This is a genomic window from Endozoicomonas gorgoniicola, assembly GCF_025562715.2.
Classification (GTDB): domain Bacteria; phylum Pseudomonadota; class Gammaproteobacteria; order Pseudomonadales; family Endozoicomonadaceae; genus Endozoicomonas_A; species Endozoicomonas_A gorgoniicola.
Genome location: NZ_JAPFCC010000001.1, coordinates 1,713,798 through 1,733,707 on the forward strand (window position 1 = coordinate 1,713,798; position 19,910 = coordinate 1,733,707).

General features: G+C 47.5%; 16 protein-coding genes. 6 read left to right on the plus strand and 10 right to left on the minus strand.

The features are described from left to right. Positions 1 to 103 precede the first annotated feature (103 nt). The 3 genes from NX722_RS07725 to sohB all read left to right on the plus strand — a co-directional run bounded on the left by NX722_RS07725 (position 104) and on the right by sohB (position 3,645). The gene (locus NX722_RS07725; RefSeq protein WP_262567490.1) at positions 104 to 1,501 is read left to right on the plus strand and encodes a hypothetical protein; all 1,398 of its coding nucleotides are present in this window, start codon (positions 104 to 106) and stop codon (positions 1,499 to 1,501) included. A gap of 94 nt (positions 1,502 to 1,595) precedes the next feature. After that, entirely contained in the window at positions 1,596 to 2,384 is a 789-nt protein-coding gene (nudC, locus tag NX722_RS07730) for an NAD(+) diphosphatase (RefSeq protein ID WP_262567491.1), read from the plus strand. A 208-nt stretch (positions 2,385 to 2,592) separates the two neighbouring features. Beyond that, entirely contained in the window at positions 2,593 to 3,645 is a 1,053-nt protein-coding gene (sohB, locus tag NX722_RS07735; protein WP_262567492.1) for a protease SohB, read from the plus strand. Positions 3,646 to 3,723: 78 nt separating this feature from the next. Here the strand turns inward: sohB and NX722_RS07740 are convergent, their stop codons facing one another. From NX722_RS07740 to NX722_RS07770, 7 genes are all read right to left on the minus strand, one after another. Beyond that, positions 3,724 to 4,896 carry a cation:proton antiporter gene (locus NX722_RS07740; protein WP_262567493.1) on the minus strand — a complete coding sequence of 391 codons (1,173 nt, stop codon included), beginning with the start codon at positions 4,894 to 4,896 and terminating at the stop codon, positions 3,724 to 3,726. Between the two features lie 236 nt (positions 4,897 to 5,132). Continuing rightward, on the minus strand, positions 5,133 to 5,633 hold the full coding sequence (locus tag NX722_RS07745; RefSeq protein ID WP_262567494.1) for a DUF934 domain-containing protein: 501 nt from the start codon (positions 5,631 to 5,633) through the stop codon (positions 5,133 to 5,135). After that, the gene (locus tag NX722_RS07750) at positions 5,614 to 7,272 is read right to left on the minus strand and encodes a nitrite/sulfite reductase (RefSeq protein WP_262567495.1); all 1,659 of its coding nucleotides are present in this window, start codon (positions 7,270 to 7,272) and stop codon (positions 5,614 to 5,616) included. Before NX722_RS07750 ends, NX722_RS07745 begins: the two co-directional genes overlap by 20 nt. 341 nt (positions 7,273 to 7,613) lie before the next feature. After that, on the minus strand, positions 7,614 to 7,877 hold the full coding sequence (locus tag NX722_RS07755) for a DUF2970 domain-containing protein (RefSeq protein ID WP_262567496.1): 264 nt from the start codon (positions 7,875 to 7,877) through the stop codon (positions 7,614 to 7,616). Positions 7,878 to 7,959: 82 nt separating this feature from the next. Then, positions 7,960 to 9,315 (minus strand): hypothetical protein, encoded by a 1,356-nt coding sequence (locus NX722_RS07760; RefSeq protein ID WP_262567497.1) that lies wholly within the window; start codon positions 9,313 to 9,315, stop codon positions 7,960 to 7,962. Positions 9,316 to 9,419: 104 nt separating this feature from the next. Beyond that, positions 9,420 to 11,144, minus strand: a complete 1,725-nt coding sequence (locus NX722_RS07765; protein ID WP_262567498.1) for a hypothetical protein — start codon at positions 11,142 to 11,144, stop codon at positions 9,420 to 9,422. Positions 11,145 to 11,350: 206 nt separating this feature from the next. Further along, complete coding sequence (locus tag NX722_RS07770; RefSeq protein WP_262567499.1) at positions 11,351 to 13,312, minus strand: monovalent cation:proton antiporter family protein; 1,962 nt, start codon at positions 13,310 to 13,312, stop codon at positions 11,351 to 11,353. 144 nt (positions 13,313 to 13,456) lie between these two features. On the opposite strand from NX722_RS07770, the gene NX722_RS07775 reads away from it, so the two are divergent. Together NX722_RS07775 and NX722_RS07780 are read left to right on the plus strand one after the other, a co-directional pair. Beyond that, positions 13,457 to 13,711 carry a glutaredoxin family protein gene (locus NX722_RS07775; protein ID WP_262567500.1) on the plus strand — a complete coding sequence of 85 codons (255 nt, stop codon included), beginning with the start codon at positions 13,457 to 13,459 and terminating at the stop codon, positions 13,709 to 13,711. A 93-nt stretch (positions 13,712 to 13,804) separates the two neighbouring features. Then, positions 13,805 to 14,674 (plus strand): cation diffusion facilitator family transporter, encoded by an 870-nt coding sequence (locus tag NX722_RS07780; protein WP_262567501.1) that lies wholly within the window; start codon positions 13,805 to 13,807, stop codon positions 14,672 to 14,674. Here the strand turns inward: NX722_RS07780 and NX722_RS07785 are convergent. Continuing rightward, a complete protein-coding gene (locus tag NX722_RS07785; protein WP_262567502.1) occupies positions 14,652 to 15,443 on the minus strand; it encodes a TatD family hydrolase in 792 nt (263 codons plus the stop codon). The genes NX722_RS07780 and NX722_RS07785 overlap by 23 nt on opposite strands. A gap of 144 nt (positions 15,444 to 15,587) precedes the next feature. Here NX722_RS07785 and NX722_RS07790 point away from each other — a divergent pair, with 144 nt between their 5' ends. After that, positions 15,588 to 16,415 (plus strand): MOSC domain-containing protein, encoded by an 828-nt coding sequence (locus NX722_RS07790; protein WP_262567503.1) that lies wholly within the window; start codon positions 15,588 to 15,590, stop codon positions 16,413 to 16,415. A gap of 9 nt (positions 16,416 to 16,424) precedes the next feature. Here the strand turns inward: NX722_RS07790 and xthA are convergent, their stop codons facing one another. Further along, a complete protein-coding gene (gene xthA, locus NX722_RS07795) occupies positions 16,425 to 17,243 on the minus strand; it encodes an exodeoxyribonuclease III (RefSeq protein ID WP_262567504.1) in 819 nt (272 codons plus the stop codon). Between the two features lie 87 nt (positions 17,244 to 17,330). Further along, complete coding sequence (locus tag NX722_RS07800; protein ID WP_262567505.1) at positions 17,331 to 19,748, minus strand: hypothetical protein; 2,418 nt, start codon at positions 19,746 to 19,748, stop codon at positions 17,331 to 17,333. Positions 19,749 to 19,910 lie beyond the last annotated feature (162 nt).

Sequence of the window (19,910 nt, forward strand, 5' to 3'; positions counted from 1 at the left end):
AGTGATGGTTTTCATGATCGATTTAATTAAAATCCAATATTTTTTGCCCTTAAAAACGCTGACTACTTTGATTGTGTTGTTCACTTGTGCAGCAAGGGCTGATGTGAGTCCTGAATGCAAGCGCTACGATAGCAAGTCAGAATATTATAAAATCTGTGCCAGTTATGCGCCGGAAAAGGTTAAGGTGGAAAAGTCTGGTATTGATTTAAACCAGAGTGTTTCTGAAATGCAGGACGGTGATTTACTGCTGGTTCATGGCGGCTCTTATCTGGTGGATAAGCCGGTCAAATTGACAAACGGCAAAGGTCTGATTCCTGCCAGCCAGAATGCGTTTATTGAACTGTCTCCTGATAAAGGGTTTGATACTTCTGGTGAAAAGGTTTCCTGCCTGGTCTTCCTTGGTAATAAAAGCGCGCTATCAGGGCTGAAGGTGGATGGTGCCAAACTGGCAGACAGTGACTTTCTTTCTGACAGTGATGGCTTAAAAAAAGTTCTGGTTTATTCATCGGGTACTCATGGCTTCCGATTATCCTGGTCTGACTTGACGGGCGTGGATGGGCTGTATGCTCTGATTCTGTCTGAGTCAGGCAGCGAAGGGGAGGGCATTGAAGACGATACCTATTATCAGGTTCATAAAAACTGGATGGAAACCAATGGTTCAGCCTTCGGAATGTCATTGACAGCAAGACCAGATGATTCAGGCAATGGGGTAAATGAATATTTTAATGTACACAATAACACCATAATCCTTAATGGCGGAGAAGCTAAAGGCAGTCCTGATCAGTGCGGTGTGAGTGTGACAAATGGTGACGGCAATATCCATAATAATTACCTGGTTTTCCGGGGGCAGAATCCGCCATCAATGCAAAAACGATTTGGTGTCAGGCTGAACTGGGTAGAAGGCACTGTCGTTGAAGCAAACAGCTTTATTTCAGAGATGCCCAAAAAACGCATCCGGGATATTCATTTTAATCTGTATGAGTGGCAGCCATTCGGGGGCTTATTGCAGGCAGAAATCCTGAGTAACTCACTGGACAGCAAGGCGACACTATGGACAGGTGATTTTGGTGGCTCCAGGATTGAGTCAAGAAACCTCTATGAATCAAATCGTATTCCGTATTTCCAGACCCGAGAACAGTTTTTTGGGCTGGGAGCGTTAGGCGGCACCTGCCTTGTGAATCGCTACCTGCTGGATAATATAGGCAAAACACAGCATAAGCTGCCAGTTAACAGCAGTTTGAGCCAACAGGTTTGCGGTACTGAAACGGAACTTGCTTTTTTGAAACCTTTTGAGCGCTGCCCTGTTTGTGACCCTTTTGAAGTAGAAGGTGACGGTAAGGCGATTTCGATAATTTTGGGGACTTTTTTGGCTATTTCTGTAGTAATAAACATTGCTCAATCTTTTATAGCTCGACTAGGGCGTCACTCCACAGGTGGTAGAAACATTCCGATGGGAAACCTTCCGCTGAGCGGTACAGCTGATGGGTATACATCTCTGTAGCATGGCGGGGCAATGAACATAAGGCTCCTGCTTTGAGTAAAAACTGGTTTATCATCGAAGTTGATAAACCAGTTTGAAAGAATCATGGCTAGTTATGACGCAAATGTATAAACCCCTTATGGGTCGCAACCCTGACCTGCAACCTGAACTGTGGCTGGTGGTGGGCAAAGGTTGTGTGTTTCATCCCGAACCTGACCAGTGGCTCTGGCGCGATAACCAGCGTTTCAGTGAATGTCATGATGCAGTGATCGGGCATTATGACGGTAAGCCAGTGGCAGTAACGTTTCAAAAAGATGTTCCTGAAGCCGACCAGACGCCGGTCAGATCGGTACTTGCTCTGCAGGATGAGGGGCTGACACTTTTACTCAGTCACGGCCTGCAGATTCTTACCGCCGAAAGGGATCATCGCTATTGTGGCCGCTGCGGAAGCTCTTGCGAAGGCAAGACAGGGGAGTGGGCAATGGTCTGCAGTCGTTGCAGAGCCCATTACTATCCAAGAATCTCCCCTTGCATTATTGTGCTTGTCCATCGTGAGACAGAAGTACTACTGGTCATGCATAACCGCCATGTCCGTGAAAATCCTGTGTTTACCACCGTTGCTGGTTTTATTGAGCCTGGTGAGAGTGCAGAAGAGGGGGTGATCAGGGAGGTTCTGGAAGAGACGGGAATCAAGGTTAAGAATCCTGAATACTGTTTCAGCCAGAACTGGCCATTCCCGCACTCCCTGATGCTGGGGTTCCATGCAGAGTACGAATCGGGTGAGATTCAGCTCGACAGTAAAGAGTTGTGCGAAGGCGACTGGTTTGAACTCGACAAGCTGCCTCCTATCCCGCCAGGGTTTACCATTGCCCGAAAACTAATCAATAAATTTATACAATCATAATTAGTAACTACGAAAATTCCCAGGCTTACTTCCGAGTCAGCTGACAGTTCAAAAATATTGTTGGCTGCTAACGCAGCCGCTTTCAGTGTTTCAGAAATTTAATAGCTGCAGGCGTCATTCTTTACATCTGCCGTTAATTATCAGGAAGACAGCGGTTAAATCGGTTATGCTATGCCCCTGTAACTGCTTTTATTGAATGGAGGCTCACTTGGAGTATCTGGCAGAGTACGGTTTGTTTCTGGCTAAAGCATTAACGGTCATTGCAGCACTGGTGATTCTGATTGTAATTGTCACGGCCGTTGGCTCAAAGGCCAAAAAGGCCAGAAAGGGACATCTTGAAATTGACAAACTTAATGATCACTACAATGAACTCAGAGAGGGACTTGAGCACTCTCTGCTAACTGCCGAACAGCTGAAACAGCAGGAAAAAGATAAAAAGAAGAAAGCCAAAGCTGAAAAAGCTGCTGAAAAGAAATCCAGGCAGAAAGAAGAGAAAGAAGTGGCCAGGCCACGACTGTTTGTTCTGGATTTTCATGGAGATATTAAAGCAAGCGCCACCTCTTCGCTGCGCGAAGAAATCACCGCTGTGCTTGGCATTGCCAGAGCGGAAGATGAAGTATTAATTCGTCTCGAAAGCGGAGGAGGGATGGTCCATTCCTATGGCCTTGCCGCTTCTCAGCTTCAGCGAATTCGCGACAAAGGCATCAGGTTGACCATTGCTGTCGATAAAGTCGCCGCGAGTGGTGGCTATATGATGGCATGCACAGCTGATAAAATTCTGGCTGCCCCATTCGCCGTTATTGGCTCCATTGGCGTAATGGCTCAACTGCCCAATGTTCACCGGCTTCTCAAAAAGCACGATGTCGATATTGAACTTCATACTGCCGGTGAGTACAAACGCACACTGACCGTTCTGGGTGAAAACACAGAAAAGGGCAGGCAAAAGTTCAAACAGGACATGGAAGACACCCATGAACTGTTCAAGGATTTTGTTAAGTCTGCCCGGGATCAGGTCACTATTGAAGAGGTAGCGACCGGTGAAATCTGGTACGGCCAGAAGGCCATCGATAAAAATCTGGTCGATGATATCAAAACCAGTGATCAGTATATTTATGACCAGGTTGACAGTGCAGATATTATCCATGTTGCTTACAGCATGAAGAAAGGCTTAACGGAAAAGTTCGGACTTGCTGCTCATCATGCGCTGGACAATACCCTGCTGAAATGGTGGGAGCGCCTCTCTTCTGAACGGTTCCACTGATCGTGTTGTCGTTCATTTCGAGCCATTTTAGCAATGGCTCGTTTTCCTTTTCAGAAAATTTTAACGATCACCGGGTCATCAGTCTCTTCTCAGTTTTTCATTGATCGCTATGGGCGACTCAAAGCGTAATACGACGACATAAGAAGATAAGATCAACGTCAGAATGGCAGTCGCCTGAATAACATGAGAAGCAATTTCCCCCAGTAGCAGTTGTCCTGTGGCCAATACAGCGATAAGAATCGAAAATTCACTGGTTTGCCCCAGCCGGAACCCCACTTCCCAGGCGGTGGATTTCTTTTCACTGACCCGCTTGAGAAGCAGGCCGAAGACCCCCGGTTTCATCAGCATACAGATCAGACTCATCGCCAGTGCCGGTATAAACACATCGCCCAGAAGGCTCAGGTTGAAGCTGGCACCGATGGAGAAAAAGAACAGAACAAGAAAGAAGTCCCGAAGGGGTTTAAGGTTAATGGCAATGTATTGAGCAATAGGGCTGGTTGCAATACTGATTCCGGCAATAAATGCACCAATTTCGTAAGACAGATTAAGGACATGAGCCAGTTCTGCAAAGCCAAGACACCAGCCGATTGCCAGCAGAAAAAGGTACTCGTGGAAACGATCAAATTTTGCCATCAAGGGCAACAGTATCAGCTTCACTGCAAGAAATGCCGAAACAATCAGAAGGGGCAGGGCAGCCAGTGCTATCAAAATATCGAGTCGACTGTTACTGAATCCACTATCAAAGTTATAAAGCAGCAGTAACACCAAAATTGCTATCAAGTCCTGCAACAGCAACAGACTAACCAGCAGTTCACCGGTATGTTTATGGTGCAGCACCGTGGTGGGTAACAGCTTAATACCGATAATGGTGCTGGAAAACATCATCGTGGCACCACAGATAATTGCTTCTGTCTGATTAAAGCCAAACAGACATCCCATAAAATACCCGACGGCGGCAAAAACCACCGAACTGATCAAGCCAACGGTGGCGGTCTTTTTCAATAAGTGTCCAAGATGGCTGGGTTGCATATCCAGTCCCAGCAGGAACAGAAGAAAGATAATGCCAACATGAGATATATCATTCAGCAGGCCTGTATCGGTAACCAGTTTGGCACCATAAGGGCCAAAAACTGCACCAAGTACTATGTAAGCTACAATCAGTGGCTGTCGTGTAAACAACGCAGCAGAGGCAAGGACAGCAGCGCCACTGAAAATCAGAAAAAAGGAAAAGAGCAGAGAACCACTTTCCATCTATACTTGCCCGCAAAAACTATGATCAAACTATTACTTATACAAGCAGTGTCGGATAAATGACTGCCACGAATAAGCCGAAATAATTTGCAGTATACACGTACGCCGGCATACGTGAGATAAAAATCACCTTTGTAACCTATTTATCAGCAATTAAAAACCCGCAAGCCGGAGAAGCCCAACCGCCGCTACCTGCACTAACGACTCTGGCAATAGCTCAGTAAACGCCATTACCCTTAAAGACACTTCCGGATATGGTGCAGCGGCATCTGTGAATCACTGCCTTGCTGGTAGCTGAACTGGAAGGTGTTAAGCGCTTTCACAGCGGCATCAGGGTTCTGCCCCGGTTTCAATACAAAGCTGCTGAAACCGCAGCGCTTCATAAAAAACAGCTGATCCACCAGCACATCACCGACAGCCCTGATTTCTCCACGGTAATTCAGATGGTCGCGCAGGGTTCTGGCATGGGAATACCCCCTACCATCAAGGAAACCGGGGAATTCGATGGCTATACCGTTGAACTCACTTAAATCCGCTTCTGTCTCTGTCAGTTCGTCATCCGGCAATATATACAGCAGCTTCCGTAAACTTAGAGGACGGATGTCTTCTTTGTGTGACAGCCAGAGAGAGAGTGGTACCAGAATGTCCTGCACATCGTCAGTTATAATCAGATCCGGGTGCCAAACAATACTGTTATCAGGGCAAAACTCGCCATCTTTAAGCAGCTTTCTGTCCATACACCTTCTCCTTAAAGGGTTCCAGCCCCAGCCTCAGACTGGTATCAATAAAACGTTCACCGTCATGTCTCTGTTCAAGATAAACCGAGATAAGCTGTCTGATAACATCAGGCACTTCTTCCCGTTTGAATGAGGGGCCTATGATTTTACCCAGAGTGGTTTCTCTGGTAGCTGAACCCCCTATCTGGATCTGGTAGTATTCTTCACCTTTTCGATCAACCCCCAGAATACCAATGTGTCCGACATGATGATGGGCGCAGGCATTCATGCAGCCAGATATATTCAAATCAAGTTCACCGATATCATGCAGGTAATCCAGGTCTTCGAAATATCGCTGAATTTCTTCCGCCAGAGGAATAGAGCGGGCATTAGCTAAAGCACAGTAATCGCCGCCCGGACAGCAGATAACATCTGTCAGCAAACCACGATTGGGGGTTGCCAGCCCAATACGATCCAGTGCCTGCCAGAGCTCTGGCAGTTTCGTCTGAGGAACATCAGCAAAAATAAGATTCTGTTCATGGCTGACGCGCAGTTCGCCAAAACTGAATCGGTCGGCAAGGTCGGCCACTTCATCCAGTTGTTCGGCAGAAACATCGCCAGGGGCGTCAGCAGTGGCTTTGAGCGTTAAAGTCACAGCGCTGTAACCAGCCTGCTGGTGTGCCGAGACATTTTGCTTCAGCCAGCGCTGGAATTGCGGTGAACCTTGCAGGGCAAGGTCATTAAAATCGAGATCAGCAAGCGCTTCATAGTCTGGCCTGGTAAAATTCCTGGCAATTCGTTCAATCTCACCCGGCCCCAGTGGCTGGCTTATCTTTTTGATCCGGTTCCACTCGTCTTCAACTTCACGGGCAAATACTTCTGGCGTCATCGCTTTAACAAGAATCTTGATTCGAGCCTTGTATTTATTGTCACGTCTGCCATAGCGGTTATAGATACGCAGAGCCGCATCCAGATAATTGAGCAGCTGTTCTGGTTCAAGGTCTTCCTTGATCAAAGCCCCTATGACCGGTGTGCGTCCCAGTCCGCCACCAGCGAGAATATTGATTCGGACTTTACCCTGATAGTCTTTTCGGAGATGTACACCAATGTCGTGTACCAGCGTGGCTGCACGATCTTCGTCGGCACCACAAACGGCAATTTTGAACTTTCTGGGTAAGAATGCGAACTCAGGATGGAAAGTTGACCACTGCCGGATAAGTTCACACCATGGACGAGGATCAACCACTTCATCGGCTGCGACTCCGGCAAACTGATCTGTTGTAGTATTGCGTATGCACGCACCGCTGGTCTGGATCGCATGCATTTGAACAGTAGCCAGCTCTGCAAGAATATCAGGCACTTCCTCAAGGCTGGGCCAGTTCAGCTGAACGTTCTGCCGGGTTGTGAAATGCACATAACCTTTGTCATAGCGACGGGAGATGTCAGCCAGTTTTCGTACCTGCCGGGTACTGAGCAACCCATAGGGAATAGCAATCCGCATCATGGGGGCAAAGCGCTGAATATACAGGCCATTCTGTAATCTCAGTGGCAGGAATTCATCTTCAGAGATTTCACCGGCGAGATAGCGACGGGTCTGATCCCGGAACTGATCGACTCGCTCATCCACTATACGCTGGTCGTAGTCGTCGTATATGTACATGATGTTATTTTTTTAATTCTGATGCAGTAGTCAGAGAGTAAAGAGAGTAAGCTGCGGGAGAGGCTACCTTATCAGTTTTCCCTAAGGAGTTATAAAAACATTTATTTATATAACTATATTTAAACGGCTATAACAGTTTAGTGCTGCACAACCTTCGCCCTGCACGATTGCATCTGCTGTTGCTTCGTTTGTTGAGATAAGCTAGCTTGAATGGATAAAACATAAACGGGAGCAAAAATTATGGCGAGTCATAAAACAATGAAAGACAGTACCGTTGACGCCATCGCGGCAGTTGCCGTTATTATGGTCATAGTGGTAACAGCGGTTTTCTGGGTCAGCCATCAGTAACCTGATGCACCCAGTACCATGTTTACGATGACCACCAGCACTGTGATAAACAACAGAGTTCCTACAATACCGGCAATAACGAAGTCCGCCGGTCTTCCTTTTTGAAAATCCCTGTCCTGGTTTTTTCTGCTCTGCACTCCGAAGGCTGATGCAAGCGCACTTTGCAGGATAGCTCTGATGCCTGTTCCTTTCGGTAGTGAATTTTTCGACACTGCTTTTTTCGACGCTGTTTTTTTAGACACTAGTTTTTTAGACATAAGGTAAACACCTGGTCTGGTCAGGATACTCTTAAGGTCGCTCTTCAGCAGTACACTATCGTCGGATATTTTAATATCAGATTCAATTATTGTTGCCACGCAGTTTTTGCAGCATGTAAATGACGATCACAGCAACCATGCTACGAGGCAACTCATTCGTACTCTTGATGGATGGCTGAGACGGACACACAATTCGGTGCAGTTCAGTTGCAATGCCGGGTACAGGAACCGTACTGCACTTTTCGCTGAGTTCAGACATCTGGACATAAGGGGAGGGGTAGCTGTACTGCGGTTCAATCGCCGTGCTGACGATAAATTTGAACAGACTGGCACAAACCAGCAACTTTAACTCAATGGCTGCCAGTGCCGTTCGTACAGTCAGCCCTCTTTTTAAACTGCCCGTGACATACGAATAAGGACCAGCACTGTGGGCAAAGTTGTGAGCAAAGTTGTGGGCAAAGTCCGTTGCCCGGGTAAGACTAAGAAGCAGGACAACGCTGGTACCGTAATAGATGAAAGGATCAGAGATTTCACTGGCTGCTATTTCTGTTAATCCATCAGCCATTCCATAACCAGCCAGTTTACCGATTTTATCGGTAAGCGATGCACTCAGGCCGTCCAGCTTCGGTAAATAGTCCTGACCTTTCAAAGCATCCAAAAACAGCCCTGTACTGAGAAATACAATGCCGCTGGTGACATAACGGCAGGCTTCGCTCTTACAGGCAGGGATTTTTTCAGCGGTCCCTTTATATAAATGGGTCAACATGGATGACATGAATATTTTTGGTACCGCCAGCCAGAAATAGGGAGTACTGCCCGCTTCCATGCCACTGTGTCGAAACCATAAAGCGATCACTAACGGTACATAGAAAACTGCAGATGAATAGTGAGAAAGACCTGAAGCTTTCATATCAATATCCAGTAATTTGCTACTGGTTTTTATTGAGTAGATGGTCAGAATTGTTGGCAGGTCTGCTTTCTCATAGTTAAAGCTCTGATTATGCTGGTAAGCAGAAGGCATCAGGAAAAAAAATGCCATCGCTGTCCGTAGCCCGGGATCATTTTCTGAAGCGAACAGGCAGGCAATATAACGGGATGCGTAGATCATTGCGCCACAAAACTGTTTACTGTCAATCAGTTCGTCCAGGCTGCCTTTGCCCAGATCCATTTCAATGTTTCGCCATTCAGGGAGTAAGGAATATTCACTCTGTATTTCCGTAGACTGCACTAGCTCCGGCGGCGCGTACCGGTTAGAAACATCATCCATCATGTCAAAAAAAACATAGACACCGGCTACGGCATTGGCAACGTTATTAAGATTCTCACTGGAGGCGGTCTTAGTGCTGGTAAAGAGCGATAAAACCAGCGAGAACCAGAACAGGGGGGAATAATTGCCACGCAGTTGTTTCAGACTGTCACAGCAGGCAGTGAAAGGCATTGTTAATTTTATAACCCTATATTCAAATTGTTTGATTGAATAGTGTAGGGCTTAAAAAAGCAGTAGCCTGACTCTTTCAGGCTACTGCAGGATTTAAGGCGCAATTAATAGCAGTTGTGATTTGTCTGATAGGATTCCGTTGTTGTACCAACAGTGTTCGTCACTATGCATCTATTAAATATGGGTACTTTATAGTTACCATTGTCCAGGTCAGATTGCATATTCAGTTGTTTGTTGTCTTTCTGTGGCAGCACGTGGGATGGGTTGCTCAGGGTGTAGAGTGCCTGGTAAGCAATATCAAAGGCTAACTCAGGGGCAACCAGTGCAAACGGAATCGAGTGTGACATGACTATCTGTGTACCATCCAGTACCAGGGAAAGGTGGGCTCCATTTCTGGCGTTCATTGCAACAGCGCTATTGGGTAAAGCACGATTGGCGGCATAAAAAACCGAGAACGACAGAGTGCCAGCTCCCATTTTTAAAAGGTCTTTGACCGTTGGACTGTTTGCGTATGATTCTGCGGCGAGCATTACAGCATCTGTCATGTGCATGCCGTCTGATTCGTGGACATTATCGATGTAGACACCGGAAAAGCCTCCGGTTACCCACTTGTCACTATTCAGGCCAAGCCATGCAGCCGTGAGACTGATACTGGACACGATGGCCAGACACAAAGGATCTCGATATTGCATGGTGTTTTCGCCCATATCAAGCTCACTTACCAGTTTCTTACAGGCGCTAACTGCCAGACCTTTGGTAACATAAGCTGCTGTCACTGTTGATGCGCGGGGAAATTGTTCTCGCGCATACCGTAAAGCCTTTTGACTGGCATCCATTTCCGGATAGGCGTAGTTTGCCTGTTTGAGTTCTTTAACATAATCAGCCGCTACTTTGTCAGTTACTGACTTCAGCTTGCCAGCTCTTATGCCATCCGTAATTTTCATACTCGTCAAACCTGTTACTGCACCAGCGCTTATCAATGCTCCCAGAAATGCTGCCGCTGAACCCTGAGAGAGTATTTCGCAGTCATCGGGTGTATAGCCAGCACTAATACAGTTTTTCTCGATCTTGCTGATCAGGGACTTTGTTAATTGCCCGGTAATGGCAACCGATTTGCTAAATGCTGAAACAGTCTGACTGAAAGTGAGGGCCTCTATGTTCGGAGTATTATGGTTAAAAAAGGCTTCCAGGGTCATATCAACAGCCAGCACGCTCAAGCCACCAGCCAGCCTGCCTTGTGCGGTGGGATAGGTGACAGGAGAGGTAGAAGTGCCTATGGCAGTTAATGCGCTTTTTTCGTTTAACCGGCTATATTCAAGGCTTGCATCTTCACCAAGGTTAAATACAGAGCCGATTGTGGAGGACAGAGCAAGCATCTCCAGCTGGTTCATGCTTAACAAACTTACTGTCTGAAACAGGCCATACAAATGGAAGCTGGCTCCAAGAGGGATTACTTTCTTGAGATAATGAAACCAGACCTGATTGTTGTAGTAATCGTAGTTAGCATTGTATTTATCAAGATAGTAATCCAGTCCTGGCTGTTCCGGTGAGGTGGGAATAGCAGGGGGTTTATGGTTATCCTGATAATCATGCCTGCCATCATAAGTGTATTTAAAGCTCAGAATACCCGAATCAACAAATTCATCTTTATCGACGCAATCAAAAAAGCTCTGGGTGGATTTTAACGGATCAACATGTGTTTTTAACGAGCATGGCTGTGCATAGACCGATTGACTACAAGAGAGCAGTACCGCAGCTAACAGAAAAAGCAGATACAAAAAACCATAACTGATATATCGTAAACTATACGGAACCGATCGAGTAATCATTATTTCTATACCGCCGAATTGATTAATTGTTTATTGGATACAAGCGTCCTGACTCTTTTGTTCTTCCGACACGTAGAGATGCAGTATAGATAGAGATTTAAAGCTCCGATGAGAAAATTAATTTCCGAATGCAGTCAATTAACTAAAAATGCATTAAAAACAAACAATTAGTCGATTATAAAAATTCCTGCTGACTCAATAAAACGTTAAATAAGGTTCTTTTCGCTCTGTTTCAGGCTCGCCATGGGACCAGCCATAATAACAATATCATCCGCTGCCATTCGGGTAACCTGTCCAGGCTCATAGGTGATTCCACTGCGTTTGATTCCCATAACCGAGACATCACCCTCTACAGGCAGATCGGCAGGGCGCAACCCTTCGCAGGGCGACCCTTTGCAGAGGGTGACCGCATGACGAACTGGCACATCATCCGTTTCGGCTTGTATATCGGTTACTCCGGGGTAGTAGCCACTGAGGATATCGTACTGCTGTTCACGGGCCTGATGAATTTTATGCCTGACAACGTCCCGATCCATGCCCAGCATCAGGAATACCTGCTTCACAATGAGCAGGCTCGATTCCAGTACCTCAGGCACAACAGCGGTTGCCCCCGCCTGTTTCAGCTCATCACATTGCGACAGGTCACGGGTTCGGACCAGAATAGGCAAATGGCGGTACTCCGAGCGGATGGTTTTGACCACAGACAGGGCATTGTCGGTATTGTCAATACAGATAATGATCTGTCTGGCACGGTTCAAACCTGCGGCCTCCAGCAGTTCAAGCCTGCGGCAGTCACCATAAAACACGGGCTCCCCTGCCAGACCGGCTTCATGGACATGCAGGGCATCATCATCAAGTGCCACATAGAGGAGATTTTCGCGGGACAGGAAACGACTGATGGTCTGACCAACACGACCATAACCACAAATTAGCGTATGGCCTGATATATGAGCCGTCTGCTGCTTGATATCAACGCTGTGTTCAGAGTCGACACTGGTCTCTGCTTCCCTGAAAAAGAGTTCCACTATTTTTGAACTGTTACGAATCAGTAGTGGCGCCACCAGCATGGAAAGAATGGTGGTAGAGAATACCAGCGAGGCTTTTTCACCACCGGTTTCTCCATACTGGGTGGCCAGGGCGATCAGCGCAAAGCAGAACTCTCCTCCCTGACACAAAACAAGACCGGTTTTCAGGGCTATGCGCCGGTCTTCACCAAAGGTTCTGGCAAGCACTGAAATGACGGAAAGCTTGAAAACCAGCAAAGCAGCCGTAGCTGCCAGTATTACGGGCCAGTGATCCCTGAGAATAGTGAGGTCCAGCATCAGGCCGACTGAGACAAAAAACAGTCCCAGCAGAATATCCCTGAAAGGGCGGATATCAGCTTCCACCTGATGCTTGTAATTTGAATCACCCAACATCATACCTGCGATAAACCCCCCCAGCGCCATGGACAGACCCAGCATGTGTGTCAACCAGGCAGCCATCAGGGCAGTCATCAGAGCGATCAGAACAAACAGCTCATCTGAGCGAGCCCTGGCAATTTCATTAAAGACAACAGGTAATACCCATTTTCCGGCAGCCAGCATCACCGCTACGAACAGGGCGCCTTTCAGCAGGGCGATGCTGATAGCTGGCAAAACCGCCTGACCGCCCGAACCGGCAATGGCTGGCACCAGTATCAGGAACAGCACGGCAGCAATATCCTGAAACAGTAATACGCCAATGCTTAGCTGTCCCTGGCGGGCGCGAATCTCATTGCTCTGGGTCAGCTCCTTGGAAACGATGGCCGTTGAAGAGAGTGCCAGTGCTGCTGCTATGATCAGACTCTCTTTGACAGGTACCCCCAGCATATTAAGGATGCCAAAAATGCCAGTGGCACACAGCAGTACCTGCAAGCCCCCCAGCCCAAATACTTCCTGTTTCATGGTTTTCATGCGACTGACGGAGAATTCCAGCCCGAGGGTAAACAGCAGGAAGACGACACCGATTTCTGCCAGCAGGCTGATATCGAAATCTTCATGGATCAAACCGGTTGCTGTAGGTCCGAGGACGATGCCAACGCTCAGATAACCCAGACTTTCCGGAAGATTAAGGCGATGAAACAGTGATATGGCGCAGACAGACAGTCCCAGAATCATCATTAACTGGTTGAAAAACGTAAAGTCCATGCAGGAGGCATCCCGAAATAGTTATTTTTTTCTGTGAAAATACAATTTTCATCATCAATGATGGTGAAAGCCACATTTTTTCGCCCATGGCTATTTTATCGGTACAATTGTAACTTAGTTTGACAGATATACTGAGCCAGTTGCGTGAAAGTACTCTATTTATACACCACATCCGGTTGTCATTTGTGTGAAGAAGCAGAAAAATTGCTGAATTCGTTGCAAGAGTCTGAACGGACTCAGTGGCAGCCGGTTGAAATTAGTGACAGTGATGAACTGATTGATCGTTATGGCATTCGTATACCCGTTGTGAAAGAGCAGGGCAGTGAACGGGAAATCAGCTGGCCATTCAGCCTTGAGGAGTTGCGTTGCTGGGTAAGAAAAGGTTTTATTATTAAATAACGTTCTGACTCTCCCCGCCCGATTGGGCGAGGCTTTACGGCGAAACTGGTAAACAGGCTGTATAACCGTTCATTAATCAGGGACACCATTGCCATGGATCTGGCGCAACGTAGTCGACTGATGACTTATGCAACCATCGCTTCTGTAGCGACGGCTTTTTTGCTGATTGTTGTCAAGATCATTGCCTGGAATATGACGGGTTCACTCAGTTTGCTCGCCACTCTGGTCGACTCGGTGATGGACGCCGTCGCTTCACTCATTACTCTGGTTGCGGTTCGAATTTCCCTGACGCCTGCTGACGATGAACATCGCTTTGGTCACGGCAAAGCAGAATATCTGTCAGTGTTAATGCAGGCGGCGTTTATTTCCGGCTCCGCGATTGTCCTGTTTTTACAGGCCATTAATCGGCTGGCTTCAGACAATACACTGCTGGTGAATGAAGAAATTGGCATAGCCGTAATGGTGATCTCTATTTCAGCCACTATCGCATTATTGGCATTTCAGCGTTATGTCGTCCGTTGTACAGATTCAACCGCCATCGCAGCCGATGCCATGCACTATAAGGTTGACCTTCTGACCAATACAGCGGTTATTGTTGCACTGGTGGCATCGGTCTATGGTTATTCTTCCATGGACAGTTTCCTGACCATTGCGATTTCCGTTTATATGCTGGTCGGTGTTGTACGGCTGGTGTGGGAAGCGATACAACACCTGATGGATCATTCCCTGCCGCTGGAACAGTTACAGGAAATTGAACGTCGATGTCTGTCCGTGGAGGGTGTGATCAGTGTCCACGAAATCCGCACTCGCGTATCCGGGCAGGTTCTGTTTATTCAGATGCATCTGGATCTGAGCGGTGACCTGACGCTCAGAGAAGCCCATGAAATCGGTTATCAGGCAAAACAGTCTGTGCTGGAATGGCTGCCAAACGCCGACATTATTATTCACCTTGATCCAGATTAAAGAATGCTCTGGCTGTGTTGCTGGTTTCTCTCTCCACCTGTTCAGGGGTTTTACCGGTATGTTCTGCAATCGTTCTGGCGATCCAGGGTAGGAACGCAGGCTCATTACGGCGATTTTTAGGTTTTTTATCCAGAGTTCTTGGCAACAGCCAGGGCGAGTCGGTTTCAATCATCAGCCGGTTTTGAGGAATATCTTTCAGCAACGGGTGTAAATGCGTTCCCCGTCGTTCATCACAGACCCAGCCGGTGATGCCAATGTGCAAATCCAGATCCAGATAACGGTACAGTGCCTCTTTGTCGGCAGTAAAACAGTGGACCACCAGCGCGCTGAGATTATCCCGAACTTCCCGGACAATGTCGTAAAAGCGCTGTGATGCATCCCGTTCATGACAGAAGGCAGGCATATTATGCTGTATCGCCAGTTCCAGCTGCTGTTCAAAGACACTTTCCTGAATCGGCCGGGGAGAAAAGTCACGGTTAAAGTCCAGTCCCATCTCTCCGGCAGCCACGACTTTATCTTCCTGAAACAGGGCGGCCAGCTCTTGAAAACTGCCACCTGTTGCCGACTTCGCACTGTGTGGGTGAATCCCTGCTGTTGAATAGCAGTGGGGGGCAAATTCCTGTGCCATTTGTACTGCCGCTACCGATTCGTCAATGTCGGTGCCGGTGAGAATCAGTGTGTTGACCCCCGCTTCAATGGCTCGTTCAACAACCGCTTCACGGTCACGGTTAAACTGTTTATCGGTCAGGTTAACACCAATATCAATCATCAAACTGGTTTACCAAGGGTTTATAAGTTTCTGTAAGGTAAGAATATTATGGTATTCTGAGGCGACTACAACAATGGTGCAAGCAACCTTCAGGCAAGCGGCACCAGAAAACCTTTACCAGGAACATTTCTGTAAGGAACAAGTGTGACCTCTGATCAACACTCACTCTTTGTCACAGAGCTGGCTATCTACCCTGTCAAATCGACTCGCAGACTTCCGATGCAGCAGGCAAAAGTCGTGACTACCGGCTTTGCTCATGACCGTCGCTGGATGCTGGTTGACCCGGAAGGGAAGTTTATTACCCAGCGTCAACATCCGAAAATGGTTCATATCGTTGCACAACCTGATGAAAAGGGCATGGTTGTTAGCGCACCAGGGATGGAAACGATACAGATTTTTCAACCAGAGCCACGCCACCGTTTTGAAGTGACTGTCTGGAAGGATGTGTGTGCTGCACTGGATGCCGGTGATCAGGCTGCGCAGTGGTTCAGTGAATATATGGGTTTTAACTGTCGTCTTGTTTATATGGATGAAGGCTGCCAGCGCCCGGTTGACCAGCGCTATGCGCTGACCAGTGACCTGACTAGTTTTGCTGATGGTTTTCCGTTTCTTCTGACTTCAGAAGCCTCGCTGGCAGACCTGAATGGGCGGCTTGACCAGCCTGTGCCAATGGAACGCTTTCGCCCCAATATTGTTATTAATGGTCTGGATGCGTTTGCGGAGGATCACTGGCAGCGTATTCGCATAGGCTCTGTCGAATTCAGGGTGTCCAAAGCCTGTACCCGCTGCATCATGACAACCGTAGATACCCGAACAGGAATAAAGGGCAAAGAGCCTCTGCAGACTCTGGCTAACTATCGGAGAGGGGAGAAGGGCGTACTGTTTGGTATGAACCTTAATCACGACAATGAAGGTGTTATATCGGTGGGTGATCCGGTAGAGATTCTGGATAGCCTGCAGAGTACCGTTTAAAAGTACCGTTTAAAAATCGAAGTCCACCCATAGTGGTGCATGATCTGAAGGTTTCTCCATGCTGCGGATGTCGTAATCAATGCCCGTACCCAGGCATTTTTGCATCATGGAGTCTGTAGCCAGAATGCCATCAATCCTCAGCCCACGTTTTGGCTCACGTTCGAAGCCACGGCTCCGGTAATCAAACCAACTATAGAGTTCGTTGGTCGCTTCCGGTGGAATCTCCCTGTAGCAATCCTGCAGCCCCCAGTTTAACAGCGTTTGAAACCATTCCCGTTCTTCCGGCAGAAAGCTGCATTTACCAGTTCGCAGCCAGCGTTTGGCATTGTCCGCACCTATGCCAATATCAGCATCAGTGGGTGAAATGTTGAAATCTCCCAGCACAACAACATTGGAAACCGGTTTACAGGATGTATTCAGGGTTGTCATCAAATCCCGGTAAAACTGTTTCTTGGCTGGAAATTTGACGGGATGTTCCCGGCTTTCACCTTGTGGGAAGTAGCCATTGATCACGGTATAAAGGTTGCCGCTGGGCGTTTCATAGTCAGCAATAATCATTCGCCGCTGCGCATCTGCGTCATCCGAAAGATAACCTTTCTGTACCTGCACAGGCTTGCGTTTGCTCATCAGGCCAACACCATAATGAGTCTTCTGACCAAAATGCTCTATGTGATAACCAAGGGATTCAATGGCTTCAACTGGAAAATTTTCATCGGCGACTTTAATTTCCTGCAGGCCAATCACTTCAGGTTCGTGCTTCTGAATCAGGGCTTCCAGTTGGTGTAGTCGGGCACGAATACCATTGACATTAAATGTGATGATCTTCATTCCAGGTCTATCTCTTTTTGTGGTCGCTGGAGGGGCATCATACCCAACCCGACAGAGGGAGGGAACCAGTAGTCGCGAGGCGGAGGCTTATGTCAGCTGCATTCCCGAAACTTTAGTGGTCATCAGGTCAAACTCAGGATCAGCCAGTTCTTTCAGGTTATAAAACGCTCTGTAGCGCTCCGTCAGTTTTTGATGATATGACCAGCTGTATCGATGACCCGATATATAAGCAGACAGGATGGAATAAAGGTGTCCTCTTGAAGAGCAGATGCCTCGTATTCTTTTACGATACTCAGGATTCTGTTGCCAGTCAGGATGACTGGAGTAGGTGTTGACAATAAGCTCTCTCAATTCATCCGGGCTATTGCCGGTGCCTCTGGTTGTCTTAAAATAGCAGGCTTCTGTGCGGCTAAGCCACTGCTCTGCCAGTTTTGCCATGTCGGTTCGCTTGTTGACGGTTTCTCCATCCAGGGCGTATAAGTTGGGGAAGGGTGACTCCATCTGGCGAATATAAAACCATGCGGCTTCTTCACAGATTCGGCCATAAATGGGCTGTCCCCGCGTGTTACTTAACCAGCGGCTGATAGTCTTTGCTTCCAGCTTCAGGTCGCAGTTGTCGCGGGCCAGATGAATATCCCTTTGAAATTTGGATACTTCCCGATGCCCATCCGGTAACCACTCACCTTCTGGTTGCCAGGATTTTTGAGCCCTGGGTTCTTTTTCTGAACTGACGGGGACAGAAACTTCAGGTGCCGCTGACGTTGAAGGTCGTTCTGGCTGGCTGGCTTCAGTGGCTTTTGCTGTCTGCTTCGGGCTAATCTCATGGGCAGCAGCCTCAGGAACAGCCTCAGGAACAGGAAGTTGGCTTGAACCCTTAACCGCATCAGAGCCTGCCTCTTGACCCTTTTCAGCCTTTTGGACTGATTGGTTATCTTTTGTTCTTTTACCCTTGCCCTTACTTTTGCCTTTTTTCCCCTTTCCTTTTGCGGTGGTTTTTTTCCGGGCTCCGGTTGGCCCGGCGGCCATCGTCCCTTCCAGCCATTCATTTTCATCTGCAGTACTTGAGACAGCCTTGCTCAAGACAGCTGCCTGCCGAGCCAGAGAATAACTTTCATACTGGTGCCTGATCGTTTCCTGATGCCCTGTTGGCAACGGGTTGCGCAATAATTCATCAAGGCACCCCAGAGCTTCGTCGTAATGGCCAAAACTCGCGAATATTTTCGCAGCATCCATGTAAACCAGTTTGAAATTTTCACGTCTGCCAATTCTGCGCAGAATAATGGCGCATTGTAGCGGGTTGGCTTCACGCAGAAGGAATTTTTGTCTGGAATGCCAGGCGAGAATCAGGCCGGAAATATCTCTCTGATAGCTGCTAAGCTCAGAATCTCTTTCTGCAGCTTTAGCATCGTCAACGCCATAATGGGATTTCAATGCACTTTCTACCTTGAGCAGTTTCTTTTTATCTTTTTTCTTGTCGATCTGCTCGAGACTCATTGCTTCTTCCAACACCTGAGTGAACTTATTGCCACTTGTTTCAAGCACTGATTGTCTTAAGCACGAAGCAAGGGATTTCTGAAGCTTGTCCGGAAAACCACCGGGATTTCCTGGCCAGTACTCTTTTTTACTTAGATTAAAGAGGCAGGCAAAAATCCAGAGTGCCTGATGGTACTCTGTACGATTGTGTGGGGTATCCAGTTCTATGATGAGCTCAACATCATCCGGGCTAAGCAAAAAAGAAGAAAGTACCATACCGTGTAATTTTTCAGTTGCCTCAAGGGAACTCAGCAGATCAATAATCAACCCTGGTGAAATGGGACCGCCCGGTTTAAGAGCCAGCCTTGTCATCAACCAGACCGATGGCATAAAGTGTGATTTTTTTGCCAGCTCACAAAAAAAGTTCAGTTTATCTTCATTCTCAAAAGCAGCGGGGTTGAAATTGTACTCATGATTCAGATGGAGAAGTTCAATAAAGTCGGGTAGCACATCGGCGTATTTATCCAGCAAACAATTTGTTACCTCCTTCAACCCTCTGCCATCCTTAAGCTTCAGTTTCGTCATGGCGGCAGACAGTAACAGGCTGCAACCTATGTTTGTAGACATGGTGTGCTTCAGTTCTTGTCGTATTTCAGTCAGACTTTGATCATCCACTTCCAACGCACGCTCTGACTGGTAATGGTATATAATACCCAACCTTTCGAAGAACGCCTGAAGAGTTTCCCCCTTGGCAGGCTTATCATTCTTATATAAAGAAAGAGCTTCCATCAGCTTCAGCAGTAGCTCTGTTCTCGATAACGTTATGTCGTATGAAGGTATGCCTGATGCCGCTAAATGACTGGAAGCCTTAGCGGGTCTGGCTGCCCGGTGCGAGACTTTTACAGCTCCTGAATCTGTTGTTGGTGCGGCTGTTGACTCCGGTAATTCTGGCTGGTTGCCGGTTTCACCAGAGTCTTCCGGATTCTTGCGATCAGAGGGAGAGGGTCGTGGTTGCCCTGCATCAGGAATCATAGCGTTGTCTTTTGATGATGGCTCTTTCTATAGATTCGACCAAATTCGGAATAGCCTGAATAGCTGTCCGTTTTTACTTGACGACTCCCCCCTTTGCTGGCAGGCTTTTCTGCAAAAGAATTAGTGTGTCTGCAGATAATAATAAGAACGCGGTAACATGGA

Coding starts and splice junctions, on each gene's coding strand:
- nudC (WP_262567491.1), top strand. CDS start 1,596: ATGACGCAAATGTATAAACCCCTTATGGGTCGCAACCCTGACCTGCAA.
- NX722_RS07740 (WP_262567493.1), bottom strand. CDS start 4,896: ATGGAAAGTGGTTCTCTGCTCTTTTCCTTTTTTCTGATTTTCAGTGGC.
- NX722_RS07745 (WP_262567494.1), bottom strand. CDS start 5,633: ATGGACAGAAAGCTGCTTAAAGATGGCGAGTTTTGCCCTGATAACAGT.
- NX722_RS07750 (WP_262567495.1), bottom strand. CDS start 7,272: ATGTACATATACGACGACTACGACCAGCGTATAGTGGATGAGCGAGTC.
- NX722_RS07755 (WP_262567496.1), bottom strand. CDS start 7,877: ATGTCTAAAAAACTAGTGTCTAAAAAAACAGCGTCGAAAAAAGCAGTG.
- NX722_RS07760 (WP_262567497.1), bottom strand. CDS start 9,315: ATGCCTTTCACTGCCTGCTGTGACAGTCTGAAACAACTGCGTGGCAAT.
- NX722_RS07765 (WP_262567498.1), bottom strand. CDS start 11,144: ATGATTACTCGATCGGTTCCGTATAGTTTACGATATATCAGTTATGGT.
- NX722_RS07770 (WP_262567499.1), bottom strand. CDS start 13,312: ATGGACTTTACGTTTTTCAACCAGTTAATGATGATTCTGGGACTGTCT.
- NX722_RS07780 (WP_262567501.1), top strand. CDS start 13,805: ATGGATCTGGCGCAACGTAGTCGACTGATGACTTATGCAACCATCGCT.
- NX722_RS07785 (WP_262567502.1), bottom strand. CDS start 15,443: ATGATTGATATTGGTGTTAACCTGACCGATAAACAGTTTAACCGTGAC.
- xthA (WP_262567504.1), bottom strand. CDS start 17,243: ATGAAGATCATCACATTTAATGTCAATGGTATTCGTGCCCGACTACAC.
- NX722_RS07800 (WP_262567505.1), bottom strand. CDS start 19,748: ATGATTCCTGATGCAGGGCAACCACGACCCTCTCCCTCTGATCGCAAG.